A 15,544-nucleotide genomic window follows, 5' to 3' on the forward strand; every position below is an offset into this window, starting at 1 on the left:
AGCCGATCACGGCAATCACCGCTATCAACCAGGCTGCCCATGCGGCCTAAAGGAATAGTCTTCATGCAGGAAGCACGCTCCGCAGGCGCCAAGAATCGCGCCCAGGCGGCCGGCATCGAAAAAAAAACCAAGACGCAGAGCGCGGAGTCCGCACCCTTCGAGCAGTTTCAGCGTGCCGTTCAGCTGATGCAGGAGGGCAAGTATGACAAGGCGCGGGATCTCTTCGCACAACTGTCCAGCGAAGGCATTCCGGAGCTGGCCGACCGCTCGCGCGTCTACCTCGCGGTCTGCTCACGCTACTCCTCCCGCGAGAGCCTGAACTTCGCCAGCATGGAAGAGCGGTACGACTACGCGGTCTCGCTGCTGAACCAGGGACAGTACGAGGACGCTCGCGATCAGTTCGAAGGCATGCTGGAACGCAATCCCGACGCGGACTACGCACACTACGGGCTCGCGCTTCTGAACAGCATGACCGGACAGGCGGAGGAATGCCTCGAGCACCTCTCGCGAGCCATCGAGCTGAACTCGCGCAATCGCCTCCAGGCACGCAGCGATGCGGACTTCGCCGACATGGCCGACGATCCGCGCTTCACCGAGCTGCTGTATCCGGAGACGCAGTAGGCCACCCCGGCAGACCCGCAAAGCGACGCTGGTCGGGATACACTCATCTCAGTACATCGAGATGGAGTTCCCGACCGCCGCAATGCCCCTCGACCCTCCCCGGCCCCAAAGTCCCCAGATTGCACGGCGCAGCTTTCGCGTCGTCGCCATGGGCGGCGGAACCGGCCTCTCCACGCTGCTGCGCGGCCTGAAGAAATACGTCCCCTCGGTAACCGGAAGCACGCCCGGCAGCTGCGACGACATTCCCTGCCTCATCAGCGATCTGGCCGCGGTCGTCACCGTGACCGACGACGGCGGTTCCAGCGGGCGCCTGCGCAAGGACTTCAACATGCTTCCACCCGGCGACCTGCGCAACTGCATGGTCGCGCTCTCGGAAGACGAATACCTCCTTGCTCAGCTCTTCGGACACCGCTTTCGCAGCGGAGGCGAACTCGAAGGACACAGCTTCGGCAATCTCTTCGTTGCCGCCCTTGCGGAGATGACCGGCGACTTCGGCCACGCCGTCAAGCTCGCGGCAGAGGTGCTGGCCACGCGCGGACACATCTATCCGGCCACGGTGGCAGATGTGCGCCTGCGCGCGCGCATGGCCGACGGCACCACCGTCGAAGGCGAGACCAACATCACCGCCAGCCGCGTGCCCATCGCCGAACTGATGCTCGATCCCGCCATCGTCGAGCCCATGCCGGAGACCCTCGAGGCCATCGCCAAGGCGGATCTCATCACCATCGGCCCCGGCTCTCTCTACACGAGCCTGATTACGAATCTTTTAGTCCGCGGCATTCCCGAAGCGCTGGGCGCGGCCAAGGGCACGCGCGTCTACATCGCCAACCTGATGACGCAGGCCAACGAAAGCCTGCATCTGACTGCATCACAGCACATCGAGCGCATCTACGACCACGCCCGCCAGCCGATCTTCGACTACGCGCTGGTCAACACCGCGCCGGTCTCCGCAGCCATCCGCGAGCGTTACGCCGCGGAAGGTGCCGAGGTCATCGACGCAGATGTCGAACGCATCGAAGCGCTCGGCATCCGCTGCATCTCCGGAGACTTTGCCGCTGAAGGCAACGTGCTGCGCCACGCCGCAGACCGGGTCGCAGCCAAGGCGCTCGAACTGGCGCTGGCCGGACGCGGGTAGGCCTTCCCCTGTTTCTTTGCTCTCAGGATGCCTCTGCGTCCCGGCGGTTCTGCCACGCCAATCGAACTGCCACGGCGAACAGAAAAGCCATATCGACCCATAACGCACGATTGCCCATGTGAGGCGTCACGATCGCCCCGAGCAGCGCGCCAAAGAAGAACGCTCCACAAATCATGGCGAAGTCTTCTACTCTACGGAGTGTCTCAGGCTTGCGTTCTGCAAAGATCCAGTCGAAGATCGCCTCGCCCAATGTGCGTAGATTCCCCGTGGTGAAGGTTGAGCTGTAGCCGTGTCCATTCACCTGCCGAAAGGTAGCCACCTGCACCGAGGCGGCAAAAGCAATGCTCGTCGTAATCCAGAAATCGCGGGTAGCTTGCGGCAGCAGGCTGAGGACGCCGAGCGTAGCCAGTTCCAGCAGCAGCACGGCGAGATAGGGGAAGCGCAGGCCGCGGCGCTCCGCATAGAGATGAATGCCGCGCGCCGAGCAGATGCCGCAGAGGAACGCCGCGATCGGCGGCAGGTGGCGCAGACCTGTATGCCAGTTGTGCGAGACGCAGGAGACGCCGAGCAGAATCACGTTGCCGGTCATGGCATTGGCAAAGACATGACCATGCGCCGTGTAGGTGAAGGCGTCGAGAAAGCCGCCGGCCGTAGCCAGCAGAGACCCGGTCAGCGCGGAATGAACAAGATCCGTGCGCTCCTGAAAACGCGAATCAGCAGGAGGCAATACAGCGGCTGGATCGGGATTTGACGAAGAAGAGGGATTGTCCGGAGTGGACACAGGCAACGCAGTTTCCGGAGCGGATGCGGCGTCGCCTGGCGGGATCGGGCTCAAGCGGTCAGGCGATGTTGCGCGTACGCGGCTGGTCGTCGGAGAGCCGGTCATGAAGAAAACGCGCCTGGGCCATGCCGGTGAGGTAGACCGGTGCGGGAGTAGCGATCGCAATGAGCACCCAGCACAGCATGGAAACGAGAAGACCGGCCATCGCAGCCATCTGCAGGGTAAGAGCCACGTCGCGGTGATCGAGGTGCATGATGATCGCCCAGTTGCGTAACGGCTCGACGTGGTGGATCACCGCAATCGCAAGCAGGAAGGCGAGGATGGAAAGAGTGCTGATCGCAATCAGGGCCACATCGACTGTGCGATGCAGGCGCTGACGGCTGCGGCAATGCGCACACTCGACAAAATGCCCTTCATAATCGGTGCGCATCTCGGGCGAAATCCCGGAAATGTCATAGCGCCAACTGGATAGGATGTCGCCGATGACTGGATCAGTACAAGATTTCATCGCTTCGATACTCTCCCGGCAAGGCGTAACTCCAAATATTCGACGCCGTGAAGACCGCTGTGGCGATGCAATTCACGGGTGGCACTGCACTTGCGCTGCAAGGGACGCTTTCCAAAGTATAGCATCCTATAAAACAATAGATTCGAGAGGCGCCTGTTGGGTAGCAAGTAAAAGTCGATTCCCCAGCAAACTCATTCGATCCCGTAGCGCCCGTTCTGCAGCCAGCCGCGCCAGCTCCGGCATGTTGTTGCTTTCCGAGAGGTGTGCGAGCACGACATACGCGGCCTGCCCGTCATACCCACCCTCAAGGAATTTTGCCGCGGCATCGTTCGAGAGGTGCCCGACGCGCGACATGACACGCTGCTTCACCGACCACGGATAAGGGCCGTCGCGCAACATATCGAGATCGTGATTCGACTCCAGCATCAGCACATCGCAGCGCTTCAACCGCTGCTCGACGTGCGCCGGCATGTAGCCGAGATCGGTGGCAATTCCCACACGAATGCCATTGGCTTCAAAAACAAAGCCCACCGGATCGATCGCATCGTGAGGAATCGTAAAAGGCGTGACTGCGATATCGCCCACGCAAAAAGCCTCACCGGCCGTGAAGTACTCAACCCCGGGCAAGCGAGCTGGATCGGCTTCTGTCTTCGCCGGAGTATCCACGGCAACCGCATCCTCTTCGGCCGCAGCCTCCCGGATGGCATCTTCCCCGATGGCGTCTTCCGAGACCTCGTCCACAAACTCCGCGGAGGCAGCCAGCTCTTCCGCTGCCTGCTGGCGGCGCTGCTCCAGCCACTCGGCGTAGGTCACGCGCTTGCGCGGAGTCATCCAGCGCGCCCAGGCGCGATGCGTAGCCTCAGTAAAGTACACAGGAATGCCCAGCTTGCGGGCGGTCACGGCCAGCCCCTGCACATGGTCCACGTGCTCGTGGGTGACAAGAATCGCATCCAGCGTCCGGGGATCCTCACCGGCGGCCTGCATCCGCTTAAAAAGCTCGCGGCAGGAGAGGCCGGCATCCACCAGGATGCGCGTGCGGGAGCTGGAGACAACCGTGCTGTTGCCCTTCGAACCGCTGGCCAGCACTGTCATCCTTACCATATTCGATAAGAATACGCCCGATCGGTGTGGATCAGAACGACGGAGGAATCGAGTTGGGTATCCCACAGCATCCGGCCCTTATGATCAGAGAATGTCCCGCAAGATTTTCCTCCAGGCCGCGCTGAACGGCGACAGCAGGCATCCTGCCACTCCCCGCACACCGGAAACGATTGCCCGCGCAGCACTTGCTGTGAGCAATGCCGGCGCGCACTCCGTGCATGTGCATGCGTTCGATCCAACCGGCAGAGAAACGCTTGCAGGAGAAATGTGCGGAGACGTGCTTCGCGCAATCCGAAATCTGTGTCCCAACCTCCCGGTTTCGCTCACCACCTCCGCCAGCATTGTGAGCGACCCGCTAGAACGCCTGCATATCGTTGAGAAGTGGAACGAATTTCCCGATCTGATCACGGCCAATCAGGGAGAAGTGGGGATCGTCGAGCTCTGCCACCTGCTGCTCGCACGCGGCGTTCAGATCGAGGCAGGTCTGCTGAGTGCCGAAGATGCAAAGGCATTCGTATCGTCCGGATTGGCAGACCGCTGCCGCCGCGTCCTCATCGAGCCTCTGGACCTGAATCCTGCCATGGCTGTCGAGCATGCCGCGGCCATGGAGGAGATCGTCACGTCGGCAGGCATCGAACTTGAGCAGGTTCACCACGGCTATGGGCTTGCGTGCTGGGAGGTCAACCGGCGCGCTCTCCAGAGAGGTCACAGCATTCGCACCGGACTCGAGGACATCACGCTTCTACCCGATGGAACTCCTGCAAGAGATAACGCCGATCTGGTCGCCGCGGCAATCGAGTTGATCCGCACCCCAGCTACGCGGCTGCGGTAACCGGATGTATCAGGAATACGTGTAGAAGCCGCGTCCGCTCTTGCGCCCCAGCCAGCCCGCATCCACCATGCGCACCAGCAGCGGACAGGGCCGATACTTCGGGTCTCCAATCCCCTCCTGCAGCACACGCATAATGTCGAGGCAAACATCGAGGCCGATAAAGTCCGCCAGCGTGAGCGGTCCCATGGGGTGCGCCATACCCAGCTTGAAGACCTGGTCGACGGCTTCGGCCGTAGCCACGCCTTCCATCACCGCAAAAATGGCCTCGTTGATCATCGGCATGAGCACCCGATTCGAAACGAAGCCCGCGGCATCGTGCACTTCCACCGGCGATTTGCCCAGCGCAAGAGCAACACCATGCACGGCATCGAAGGTCGCCTGCGAGGTCTGGAGACCGCGAATCACCTCGACCAGCGTCATTACCGGAACAGGGTTGAAAAAGTGCATGCCGATCACACGGTCCGGACGCTTCGTCTGTGCCGCCAGCCGCGTAATAGAGATGGACGAGGTGTTCGAAGCGAGAATTGCCTCCTGCGGCAATGTCCGGTCAAGCTCCGCGAAGAGCGCAGCCTTCACCTCGAAGCGCTCGGTTGCAGCCTCCACAGCCAGGTCGCAGGCAGCCAATTGCGTGCGGTCGAGCGTGCCGGTGATGCGAGCCAGCGCGGCATCCTGCTCCTCCGCCGAGAGCTTCCCTTTTGCCACTTCGCGGGCAAGGTTCTTGCGCATCGTTTCAAGACCGCGATCGAGCGCTGCCTGCTGTACTTCATAAAGAAAAACCGGAAAGCCGCTGCGCGCAAAAACGTGGGCAATACCGTTGCCCATGGTGCCAGCGCCAATGACGCCGACGGTACGAATCTCAGTCATGGAATCCTCAAAAGGAAGCACGCAGCCTCGCGCACTTCCCTGCGTCAGCCACGATAACAGCTCAGAGAATCAGCCGGCGATGCGGGTAACGATGCAGGTGACGTTGTCACGGCCGCCGGCAGCATTCGCCTCGGCGATCAGAGCTTCGGAGATGGTCTCGACCGGCGCACGCTTTGCCTCAAGAGCCTGGAGCAGCTCCACGATCCGTTCATCGGAGAGCTCGCGGGTCAGTCCGTCGGTACAGAGCAGGAGCATATCTCCGGTCTCAAGGTCGAGTTCGCCCGTCTCGGCCGAAACCGTCTTCTGCGTGCCGATGGCGCGCGTGATCACATTGCGCAGCGGCGAGCGGTCCGCCTGATCGGGCGTAAGCTGGCCCAGCCGCACCTGCTCGTCCACCAGCGAATGATCGTTCGTCAGGCGGATCAGGCGTCCCAGGTGGAATAAGTAACAGCGGCTGTCGCCGACATGCGAGATCACCACGTGGTGGCCACAGATGACCGCGGCGACCAGCGTCGTCCCCATGCCGTGCAGCGAAAAATCCTTCTGCGCATAGGAGAAGACGCGGCGATTGGCCGCGGCGATAGCGCTTTCCAGCGTCTTGCGCGGCTCGGCTCCGGGCGACGCCGCACAGATACGCTCAACAACGGTGCTCACGGCAAGATGACTGGCGGTCTCACCGGCGGCAGCTCCGCCCATGCCATCGCAAACGACAAACGCACCCGCCTCCGGACAACAAGCATACGCATCTTCATTGCCGGATCGGACATTCCCTTTATGCGTGGCGGCCGCGGCCTCGAGCTTGAGTGTCGTCTGCATGGAAAAAGCAGCGGTTCGCGACCTGCTCGCGACCTGCTCCAAGATACACCACCGGCGCCAGAGAAGCAGAGCAGGATCGGAAGAAGTACACAGGAAATAGAAGCGGGCAGGAAATGAAAAGATAAGCGGCACAGAAAGGAAAAAGACCGGACTGGGCCGGTCTTTCCAAAAAACGTTGCAATCGGAACGGAGCGTTTACCCCTGCTTCTGACCGCCCTGCGCGCTCTCGAGCAAAGACTCGGCCTCGCGGATAAGCTCGTTCGCCTCGTCATACTTTTCGGCGTCTTCGCCGGCCTCGCTCCAGAGCTTCTTCCCTTCCTCGAGCTCTTCTTTGGCCTCGCCCGTATCGATGTCCTCGGGCTTCACCGCACTCTCCGCCAGGATGGTCACCCGCTCCGGCAGCACTTCGACAAAGCCGCGCGCCACATGGAAACGCTGCTCTCCGCCTTCGCCACCGTGCAGGCGAACTTCCCCCGCACCCAGCTCCGAAAGCAGCGGCGCGTGCCCGTAGAGCACTTCGAGATAGCCGGACTTGCCTGGCACTTCCACCGCATTCACCGTCTGATCGACGAGGATGCGCTCAGGAGTGACGAGCCGGACCTGGATAGTATTTGTCTCTGCCATGTTCCGTTCTCAGTTCTCAGTGACCAGTCCCCAGTGTATTGACTGACAACTGGGGACTGGCGACTCGCTCTTACTTCTGGGCCTTGAGCTTTTCAGCCGCTTCGAGCACATCTTCGATCGTGCCCTTGAGGTAGAAGGCCTGCTCAGGAATGTCGTCGTGCTTGCCTTCGATGACTTCCTTGAACGAGCGAACCGTATCCGCGATCTTGCAGTACTTGCCCGGGATGCCGGTGAACTGCTCGGCCACGTGGAAGGGCTGCGAAAGGAACTTCTGCACCTTGCGCGCGCGAGAGACGGTAATCTTGTCCTCTTCCGAGAGCTCGTCGATGCCAAGGATCGCGATGATGTCCTGCAGATCCTTGTAGCGCTGCAGAATGCGCTTCACGCCCTGGGCCACATCGTAATGCTCCTGCCCGACCACACGCGGCGAGAGGATACGCGAGCTCGACGCCAGCGGATCGACGGCGGGGTAGATACCCAGCTCGGACAGCGGGCGGGAGAGCACGGTGGTCGCATCGAGGTGAGCAAAGGTCGTCGCCGGAGCCGGATCGGTAAGATCGTCGGCCGGAACGTAGACGGCCTGCACGGATGTGACCGAGCCCTTCTTCGTCGAGGTGATGCGCTCCTGCAGCTCGCCCATTTCGGTGGCGAGGTTCGGCTGGTAGCCGACGGCCGAGGGCATGCGGCCCAGCAGCGTCGAGACTTCCGAGCCCGCCTGCGTGAAGCGGAAGATGTTGTCGATGAAGAGCAGCGTGTCCGCGCCTTCTTCGTCGCGGAAGTGCTCCGCGATAGTCAGGCCGGTCAGCGCCACACGCAGACGCGCACCGGGCGGCTCGGTCATCTGGCCGTAGATCAGAGCGGCCTTCGACTTCGAGAAATCCTTGAGATCGATGACGCCGGCTTCCTGGAACTCGAGCCAGAGGTCGTTCCCCTCACGGGTACGCTCACCCACGCCGGCAAACACCGAAAAGCCGCCGTGCTTGGTCGCAACGTTGTTGATCAGCTCCTGAATAATGACCGTCTTGCCGACGCCAGCGCCGCCGAAGAGGCCGATCTTGCCGCCCTTGAGGAAGGGCTGGATGAGATCGATGACCTTGACACCGGTCTCGAACATCTCTTCCGAGGTTGCCTGCTCGTCGAAGGCCGGAGCCTGGCGATGAATGGGGCGATATTCCTTTGCGTTCACCGGACCGAGCTCGTCGACCGGCTCGCCGATCACGTTCAGCACACGGCCCAGCGTCTCGCGGCCCACAGGAACGGAGATCGGTCCGCCGAGGTCGATGACCTTCATGCCGCGAACCATGCCCTCGGTCGACTCCATGGCCACGCAGCGCACGCGGCCTTCGCCAAGGTGCTGCTGCACTTCAAGGATGACGTTGACGGGTGACGGTACATTGAAGCCTTCGCTCACAACGCGGAGCGCCTGGTAGATGCCGGGCATCTTCGCCTCGTCGAACTGCACGTCGACGGCGGGACCGGAGATCTGAACCACTTTGCCGATGTTTTCTGCCATATGCTTCCTGCTCTGGATTCTCTGCGGCCGGAGCCGCTTCCCTCTTAATCTTTTGCGGCACGCAAACGAGTGCCGAAAACAACTGCGTCTGGCGGCTTACAACGCGGCCGCGCCGCTCACAATCTCGATAATTTCCTTGGTGATGGCCGCCTGGCGGACGCGGTTCATCACCAGCGTCAGCGAGTCGATCATCTCCGAGGCGTTGTTGGTCGCCGCGTCCATCGCCGTCATACGCGCCGCGTGCTCGGCAGCTACCGACTCGAGCATCGCGTGATAGAGCTGCGAGGTGATGTAGCGCGGCAGGATGGCATTGAAGATCTCGCGCGGCGACTGCTCGTAGATGTAATCCACGTCTGCCGTGCCGAACTTCTTCGCCTCGTCCTCGAATTCCTTGAGGTCCGCCGCGGCCTCGCCCTTCTGGGCACTGATGCCTGCGGTCAGCGCGGCTTCACCCGCACGCGCACGCTCCTCGGTCGACATCTCCTCTGCCTGCGCGATCTGCGGCTTGCCGATCTCGACGATGGGAAGAATCTTCTCCACCACCACACGCTGCGCGATCACCGACTTGAACTCGTTGTAGACCACATAGACCGCGTCGATCTCTTCGTGTGCGTAGCGCTCGACGATATCCTCGCCCACTTCGCGCACCGCATCGAAGTTCAGCTTCTCGAGCAGGCCCGTATGGTCACCGATCAGCTCGATGCCGGTTCCCCGCTGCCGCTCGGCGCGCTCGCCTTCCGCCCCGTTCTTGAAAGAGGCGGCAGGATAACGGCGGCGATAGGTATCGCGGGCCTTGCGGCCGATCGGTTCGATGTCAATCTGCTTGTCCTGGTTGGCGGCGATGAACTGGCTCGCGGCCTTCAGGATGTTGTTGTTGAATGCGCCGGCAAAACCCTTTTCACCGGAGATGACCACCACCAGCACGCGCTTCTCTTCGCGCGTGCGCAGCAGCGCATGCCAGGTGTCACCGGTCTCCGGATCGTAGGTGTCGATGCGGCGCTTCAGCGATTCGAGCACGCTGGCCAGCATCGCCGAGTAGGGGCGCGACGACATGGCGCGCTCCTGAGCACGGCGCAGCTTCGCCGCGGCCACCATCTTCATGGCCTTGGTGATCTGACGCGTGTTCTTCACGCTGCGGATGCGCCGCCGTAGATCGAGGACGTTCGCCATAGGGATGCCTTACTTCTTCGCTCCCGCCTGCTTCGGCTGCTGAATCTGCGCGTCCTGGTGCTCGGCGAGGAAGTTGGCCTTGTACTCCTTGAGCGCCTCGTGCATGCGCTTCTTGAGCTCATCGTCCAGCGACTTCTTCGTCGCGATGTCGTTCATCACCGCCGACTGCGCGGAGGCCAGGTACTTGTAGAGGCCATCCTCGAAGGCGCGGATCGACGGCACCTTGATGTCGTCAAGATAACCCTGCGTTCCGGCGAAGAGGATGAAAACCTGCTGCTCGGCGCTCAGAGGATGGAACTGCGGCTGCTTGAGCAGCTCGGTGAGACGCTGGCCGCGGTTGAGCTGACGCTGCGTCGCCGGATCGAGATCGCTGCCGAACTGCGAGAAGGCCGCGAGATCGCGATACTGCGCCAGATCCAGCTTCAGCGTCGAACCAACCTGCTTGACCGCCTTGATGGCCGCCGAGAAGCCCACACGCGAAACCGAAAGACCGACGTTCACAGCCGGACGGATACCGGAGTTGAACAGGTCGCTCTCGAGGAAGATCTGTCCGTCGGTGATCGAGATGACGTTGGTCGGAATGTAGGCCGAGACGTCGCCCGCCTGCGTTTCGATAATCGGCAGAGCGGTCAGCGAGCCGCCGCCAAGCTGGTCGTTCAGCTTGCAGGAGCGCTCGAGCAGGCGCGAATGGAGATAGAACACATCGCCCGGATAGGCTTCGCGGCCCGGCGGCCGGCGGAGCAGCAGCGACAGTTCGCGATAGGCGACAGCGTGCTTCGAGAGATCGTCGTAGATGATGACCGCGTGCTTGCCGTTGTCGCGGAAGTACTCAGCGATGGCGGTCGCGGCATAGGGCGCGAGATAGAGCATCGGCGCCGGCTCGGAGGCAGTCGCGGCCACCACGACGGTATAGTCCATGGCGCCGTACTCTTCGAGCGTCTGGACGACGGTGGCAACCGACGAGCGCTTCTGACCGATCGCGCAGTAGATGCAGATCAGGTCCTTGCCCTTGCTGTTGATGATCGTGTCGAGCGCCACAGCGGTCTTGCCCGTCTGGCGGTCGCCGATGATCAGCTCACGCTGGCCGCGGCCGATCGGAATCATCGCGTCGATGGCCTTGAGGCCGGTCATCATCGGTTCGCGCACAGGCTGGCGCGCGATGACGCCGGGAGCAAGCCGCTCCACGGGCAGAGCCTGCGTGGTGTGGATCGACCCCTTGTCGTCGATGGGCTGACCGAGCGCGTTGACCACGCGGCCGACCATCGCATCGCCCACGGGGACGCTGAGGATCTTGCCGGTGCGCTTCACCTGGTCGCCTTCGCGAATCTCGGTGTAGTCGCCGAGCAGCACCGTGCCGACCTGGTCTTCTTCGAGGTTCATGGCCAGTCCGGCCACACCGTGCGGGAATTCGATCAGCTCGCCGGCCATCACCTTGTCGAGGCCGTGCACGCGCGCAATACCGTCACCGAGGGTCACCACGGTGCCGACTTCGTCGACGCGGACCTTGGAGTCGTAGTTGGCGATCTGCTCTTTCAGGAGCGCTGTGATTTCGTCTGCGTTTATCTGAGCCATTGCGTTTTCTTAAGTCGGAACCTGCTGTGAGTTTTGCGAACCGGAGTTCAATCTGCGTTGAAGCCTGCTGCGCTGAAGCCTGGGTACATCGAAAGTATGGAGCGTGCCTGCCGGGTGGCGCTGCTAGCCGGCGATGAGCTCTTCCTTGAGGCGGTCAAGACGGCCACGTACCGAGCCATCGTACACGGTGCTGCCGATCCTGACGATGACACCGCCAAGGAGCGAGGCATCTTCCTGATAGGACGCGCGAATTTTGGTTTGCGTCATCCCGGCAATCTGTTGTTCGAGGTCGCGCCGCTGGTCTTCGCCGAGGGCGCGGGCCGAGGTCACTGCAACCACGGAGACGCCAAGCTCCTCATCCACGACTTCGTGGAATGCGGCAACGATCTCGCGGAGATCGTGCAGCCGTCCATGGTTGATGAGCACGGCGACAAAGTTACGCGCCTGCTGCGTCAGCTGGAGCTTGGTATTCAGCTTGTCGAGAATCGCGACCTTTTCGGCCACTGGGAACGAGGGATCGAGAAAAACTTCCCGCAGATCGGCGCTCGTGTTCCAGGCAGCGACAAAGTCGTCAAGCTGAGACTGGACAGGGGTCGGATTCTGATGGGCTTCGCGCAGAACTTCGGCGAGTGCGCGAGCATAACGCGCGGCAAGGGCGGACATGTTAGTTGCGCTCTCCCTTCAGGCTCTCGGCGAAACCGTGAATGAGGGCATGGTCGTCGGCATCCGTAATGCGCAGGCCATGCAGGGCGCGCTCGACAGCAAGGTCGGCGACCAGGGTCTTGAGCTCGCGGCGCGCAGCCGAGGCAGCCGCCTCGATCTCCTGCTCCGCGGAGGCGATGATGCGCTGGCGCTCTTCCTCGATCGACGCCTGGATGCGCTTCTCGTCCTCGGCCATCTCGCGCTCGGTCTGCTCGCGGAAGGCATCGATCTCGCTGCCCAGCTTCGCAAGCCGTTCTTCGACGACGGCCAGGCGCTCATTCGCCTGCGTGCTGGAGAGACGCGCTTCTTCAAGCTGCTTCTCGAGCGTGGACTGACGGTTGCGCAGGGCCTTGGGTACCGTCTTCAGCACCAGCCAGAGCACCAGCAGGATCACAATCCCCGAATTGATGTCTTCGAGGATGTTCGCCAGAGAGTTCACATCCATGTGCAGCACGGCGGCAAGCTTTTTGACCGGCGCAGCATGACGGAAGGCCTCGGTCTGCTTATTCGTCTCCGGCGCGTCCATCTTGTCCGGACGGGAGATACCATCCGGGACCGCAGGCTGCGCGAAGGCGCGCGAGCCGGTCATGACCGGAGCTGCGAACAATCCAAATAAAAGGAGAAAAGAGAAAACGGTGCGGCGGCGCAACTTCAACGGACTCCCTCCGCGCGCGCAGGCAGTACAGCCTGCAGAATCTGGGCGGCAAGCTGATCGGTCGAGGACTCGATCTTCTGGCGGGCCGAAGCGGACTCCTGCTCGATGCCCTGCCGAGCCGTGGCAACGCGCTCCTGCGTGGCCAGACGGGCAGCTCCCAGCGCCTTGTCGCGCTGAGCGTTCCATTCCTGGACACGCTGCTCCCGGGCACGAAGAATCTCTGCCCGTGCAGCACGCAGGCGCGCCTCATATTCCTGGCTCTTGCCATCAGCGGCAGCGACGGCGGCATGCGCCTTCTCTACCGCGCCGGTGGTGCGATTGCGGCGCTCGGCCAGCACACGCTTTAAAGGTCCATATAAAACGAAACGATAGGCCAGCACGAGGATCAGGAAGATGATCATCGTCGGCACGGAGCCGAGCAGAAGTTCGCCGAGTTGACGCAGAAGGTCTTGTAGCATGAAGTCGCGGACGTATGCGGTTGGATTCTACTGGAAAGCGTTCAGGAACAATTGGTTGTAACAGACGAAAATTTGCGGTGTCAAGCTGCCGGGCACACGTTTCCTGCGTCTCCAATTCTTCTTGAAACAGGCTGCAAATGACAGTCTGGAAGCCTTCGGAAATCCGCTTGACTCGGTACTGGACCGGCGTAAACTAAGTGTACCACCTATGACCCGGTTCAGGGTCGGTAGGGCCGAGCATTTGGGACGTACCTCCGCTCCCTTTTGACTCGGCCCTTTCTATTTTCATTTCTACGACTTCCAGAACCTTCGGTAGCGGCCGATCAGCGACGCCGGACCGGCCACCGTCATGCGCACCAGGTTGCCGTCGAACTCCCTTTCGCGGATCAGCGCGCCGGCCCCAAGCGCGGCCAGCACCAGCCCTTCGGACTGCGGAATCTGGAACCGCTGCTCCACAATCGGATCGGCCACCAGGGCCTGATCGAGCCGCGCCATCAGCGCTTCCACGCCCAGCCCCGTCTTGCCGGAAACCGCAACTGCGCCCGAAGCCAGCAGCGCCTCGCGCTCTTTCTCCGGCAACAGATCGATCTTGTTCAGAACCTCAATGCGAGGGGTCGAAAGCACATCCAGCTCGCCAAGCACCTTTTCCACCTCGGCCTTGTGCTCCTCCTGCATCGGACTCGTGCAGTCGCGCACATGCACCAGCACCTCGGCCTTCTGTACCTCTTCCAAGGTCGCGCGGAAGGAGGTCACCAGCGTGTGCGGCAGGTCGCGGATGAACCCCACCGTATCGGAGAGCAGCACCTTGCGGCGGCTCGGCAACTGGATCGCCTTCAATTTCGGATCGAGCGTCGCAAACATCCGCGACGACTCCAGCACCCCGGCGCGGGTGATCGTATTGAAGAGCGTGCTCTTCCCCGCATTCGTATAGCCGACCAGCGCCACCGCCGGCACCGGAACCGCCTCCCGCCGCTGCCGCTGCTGCGCGCGCACCCGGCGAACACCCTCCAGCTCCTCGCGAAGCTGCAGCAGACGGCGCTGAATGCGTCGGCGATCCGTTTCAAGCTGCGTTTCTCCAGGACCACGCGTACCGATGCCGCCGCCGAGCTGCGACATGGAGCGTCCGCGGCCGGTCAGGCGCGGCAACATATATTCGAGCTGCGCCAGCTCTACCTGCAGCTGGCCCTCACGGGTACGCGCATGGCGGGCAAAGATGTCCAGGATGAGCTGGGTGCGGTCAACCACCCGGCACGGCAGCAGGTCTTCCAGGTTTCGCAACTGGGTCGGAGTCAGGTCGTAGTCGAAAAGAACCACATCCGCGTGCGACGAGGCGACAATGCCGTGAATCTCGTCGATCTTGCCGCTGCCCAGCAGCGTGGCGGGATCAGGCTTGGGACGCCGCTGTACCACTTCGGCCAGAATCGAAGCGCCTGCGGAGAGCACCAGCTCCCGGAACTCTTCGATGGAGGCTTCGAAGTCGAAACTGCGCGTAGCCGTGGCATCGAGCCCGGAATCGTCAGCGCTTTCGCTGAGCAGCGCTGCGCTGCGTGCGAGTGAAGCCGTCCGTAGCTGCGGCCCCTTACGGTTGCCGAATTCGACGGACACCAGCACGGCGGATTCCCGCCGCGTTCCCATCTCTTGCGTATTTCCGCGCTCTGTCAAACTGCCAGTCCAGACCTCTCCCCCAGCATAAAGCCTTGCCGGGGAGAGGCGGAACAAGCGCGAAGGCTGAACAGACCGGTCCAGCTCTTCCTAGAGAACGGAAGAATCCCGGACCGGACGGCACACCCTACGAATGGGAATCGGAGCTGCCGGCTGCGGCCATGGCCGGCGCATGCGTCGGGGCATGGGCCGAGGTGGAAGCAGAGCTGGGCCGGTGATCGCTATGCAGTACGGAACGGCTGCTCACGACCGTGGAGATAGCGTGCTTGAAGATCAGCTGCTCCTGACTGTTGTTTTCGAGCAGTACCGAGTACTTATCGAAAGAACGAATCTTGCCGGTGAGCTTCACACCGCTGACCAAATAGATGGTGATGGGAGTCTTATCTTTGCGAACGGTATTCAGAAAGGTGTCCTGAATATTCTGTGCCGGCTTGCTATCCATTGCCGATCTCCTTCTCGTAATGCTCTCGGGTTGTAGTACGAAACGACGCCAGTTCTAAAGAATTAGCAACTGCGGGAGACATATTACC

17 protein-coding genes are annotated in these 15,544 nt (G+C 61.9%); 3 read left to right on the forward strand and 14 right to left on the reverse strand.

The genetic code is table 11. The features are described from left to right. Positions 1 to 63 precede the first annotated feature (63 nt). Both ESZ00_RS13080 and ESZ00_RS13085 read left to right on the forward strand, forming a co-directional pair. Positions 64 to 621, forward strand: a complete 558-nt coding sequence (locus tag ESZ00_RS13080; RefSeq protein WP_129208697.1) for a TPR end-of-group domain-containing protein — start codon at positions 64 to 66, stop codon at positions 619 to 621. A gap of 82 nt (positions 622 to 703) precedes the next feature. After that, positions 704 to 1,756 carry a gluconeogenesis factor YvcK family protein gene (locus ESZ00_RS13085; RefSeq protein ID WP_129208698.1) on the forward strand — a complete coding sequence of 351 codons (1,053 nt, stop codon included), beginning with the start codon at positions 704 to 706 and terminating at the stop codon, positions 1,754 to 1,756. Positions 1,757 to 1,778: 22 nt separating this feature from the next. Here ESZ00_RS13085 and ESZ00_RS13090 read toward each other — a convergent pair whose 3' ends face one another. From ESZ00_RS13090 to ESZ00_RS13100, 3 genes are all read right to left on the reverse strand, one after another. Further along, the gene (locus ESZ00_RS13090; protein ID WP_229741300.1) at positions 1,779 to 2,537 is read right to left on the reverse strand and encodes a YoaK family protein; all 759 of its coding nucleotides are present in this window, start codon (positions 2,535 to 2,537) and stop codon (positions 1,779 to 1,781) included. A 58-nt stretch (positions 2,538 to 2,595) separates the two neighbouring features. Continuing rightward, a complete protein-coding gene (locus ESZ00_RS13095) occupies positions 2,596 to 3,045 on the reverse strand; it encodes a hypothetical protein (RefSeq protein WP_129208700.1) in 450 nt (149 codons plus the stop codon). A 126-nt stretch (positions 3,046 to 3,171) separates the two neighbouring features. Beyond that, a complete protein-coding gene (locus ESZ00_RS13100; protein ID WP_129208701.1) occupies positions 3,172 to 4,146 on the reverse strand; it encodes an MBL fold metallo-hydrolase in 975 nt (324 codons plus the stop codon). 91 nt (positions 4,147 to 4,237) lie between these two features. On the opposite strand from ESZ00_RS13100, the gene ESZ00_RS13105 reads away from it, so the two are divergent. Further along, entirely contained in the window at positions 4,238 to 4,978 is a 741-nt protein-coding gene (locus ESZ00_RS13105; protein WP_129208702.1) for a 3-keto-5-aminohexanoate cleavage protein, read from the forward strand. A 9-nt stretch (positions 4,979 to 4,987) separates the two neighbouring features. Here the strand turns inward: ESZ00_RS13105 and ESZ00_RS13110 are convergent, their stop codons facing one another. The 11 genes from ESZ00_RS13110 to hfq form a co-directional block, all read right to left on the reverse strand. Beyond that, positions 4,988 to 5,842, reverse strand: a complete 855-nt coding sequence (locus ESZ00_RS13110; protein WP_129208703.1) for a 3-hydroxybutyryl-CoA dehydrogenase — start codon at positions 5,840 to 5,842, stop codon at positions 4,988 to 4,990. A 69-nt stretch (positions 5,843 to 5,911) separates the two neighbouring features. Beyond that, positions 5,912 to 6,658: a Stp1/IreP family PP2C-type Ser/Thr phosphatase gene (locus ESZ00_RS13115; RefSeq protein WP_129208704.1), complete on the reverse strand. Its 747-nt coding sequence runs from the start codon at positions 6,656 to 6,658 to the stop codon at positions 5,912 to 5,914. Between the two features lie 195 nt (positions 6,659 to 6,853). Continuing rightward, positions 6,854 to 7,282 (reverse strand): ATP synthase F1 subunit epsilon, encoded by a 429-nt coding sequence (gene atpC, locus ESZ00_RS13120; protein ID WP_129208705.1) that lies wholly within the window; start codon positions 7,280 to 7,282, stop codon positions 6,854 to 6,856. Between the two features lie 70 nt (positions 7,283 to 7,352). Further along, complete coding sequence (atpD, locus tag ESZ00_RS13125; RefSeq protein ID WP_129208706.1) at positions 7,353 to 8,795, reverse strand: F0F1 ATP synthase subunit beta; 1,443 nt, start codon at positions 8,793 to 8,795, stop codon at positions 7,353 to 7,355. Positions 8,796 to 8,891: 96 nt separating this feature from the next. Next, positions 8,892 to 9,965 (reverse strand): ATP synthase F1 subunit gamma, encoded by a 1,074-nt coding sequence (gene atpG, locus ESZ00_RS13130; protein ID WP_129208707.1) that lies wholly within the window; start codon positions 9,963 to 9,965, stop codon positions 8,892 to 8,894. Positions 9,966 to 9,974: 9 nt separating this feature from the next. Continuing rightward, the gene (gene atpA / locus ESZ00_RS13135; protein ID WP_129208708.1) at positions 9,975 to 11,537 is read right to left on the reverse strand and encodes a F0F1 ATP synthase subunit alpha; all 1,563 of its coding nucleotides are present in this window, start codon (positions 11,535 to 11,537) and stop codon (positions 9,975 to 9,977) included. Between the two features lie 123 nt (positions 11,538 to 11,660). Further along, positions 11,661 to 12,200: an ATP synthase F1 subunit delta gene (gene atpH, locus ESZ00_RS13140; RefSeq protein WP_129208709.1), complete on the reverse strand. Its 540-nt coding sequence runs from the start codon at positions 12,198 to 12,200 to the stop codon at positions 11,661 to 11,663. 1 nt (position 12,201) lies between these two features. Then, on the reverse strand, positions 12,202 to 12,894 hold the full coding sequence (locus ESZ00_RS13145; protein ID WP_129208710.1) for a F0F1 ATP synthase subunit B family protein: 693 nt from the start codon (positions 12,892 to 12,894) through the stop codon (positions 12,202 to 12,204). Next, positions 12,891 to 13,352, reverse strand: a complete 462-nt coding sequence (locus tag ESZ00_RS13150) for an ATP synthase F0 subunit B (RefSeq protein ID WP_129208711.1) — start codon at positions 13,350 to 13,352, stop codon at positions 12,891 to 12,893. Before ESZ00_RS13150 ends, ESZ00_RS13145 begins: the two co-directional genes overlap by 4 nt. A gap of 291 nt (positions 13,353 to 13,643) precedes the next feature. Continuing rightward, entirely contained in the window at positions 13,644 to 14,987 is a 1,344-nt protein-coding gene (hflX, locus tag ESZ00_RS13155; protein WP_129208712.1) for a GTPase HflX, read from the reverse strand. 154 nt (positions 14,988 to 15,141) lie between these two features. Further along, positions 15,142 to 15,456, reverse strand: coding sequence for an RNA chaperone Hfq (gene hfq / locus ESZ00_RS13160; RefSeq protein WP_129208713.1), 315 nt, complete (start codon positions 15,454 to 15,456; stop codon positions 15,142 to 15,144). Between the last annotated feature and the right edge of the window lie 88 nt (positions 15,457 to 15,544).

The sequence above is a fragment of the Silvibacterium dinghuense genome (assembly GCF_004123295.1).
GTDB classification, from domain to species: domain Bacteria; phylum Acidobacteriota; class Terriglobia; order Terriglobales; family Acidobacteriaceae; genus Silvibacterium; species Silvibacterium dinghuense.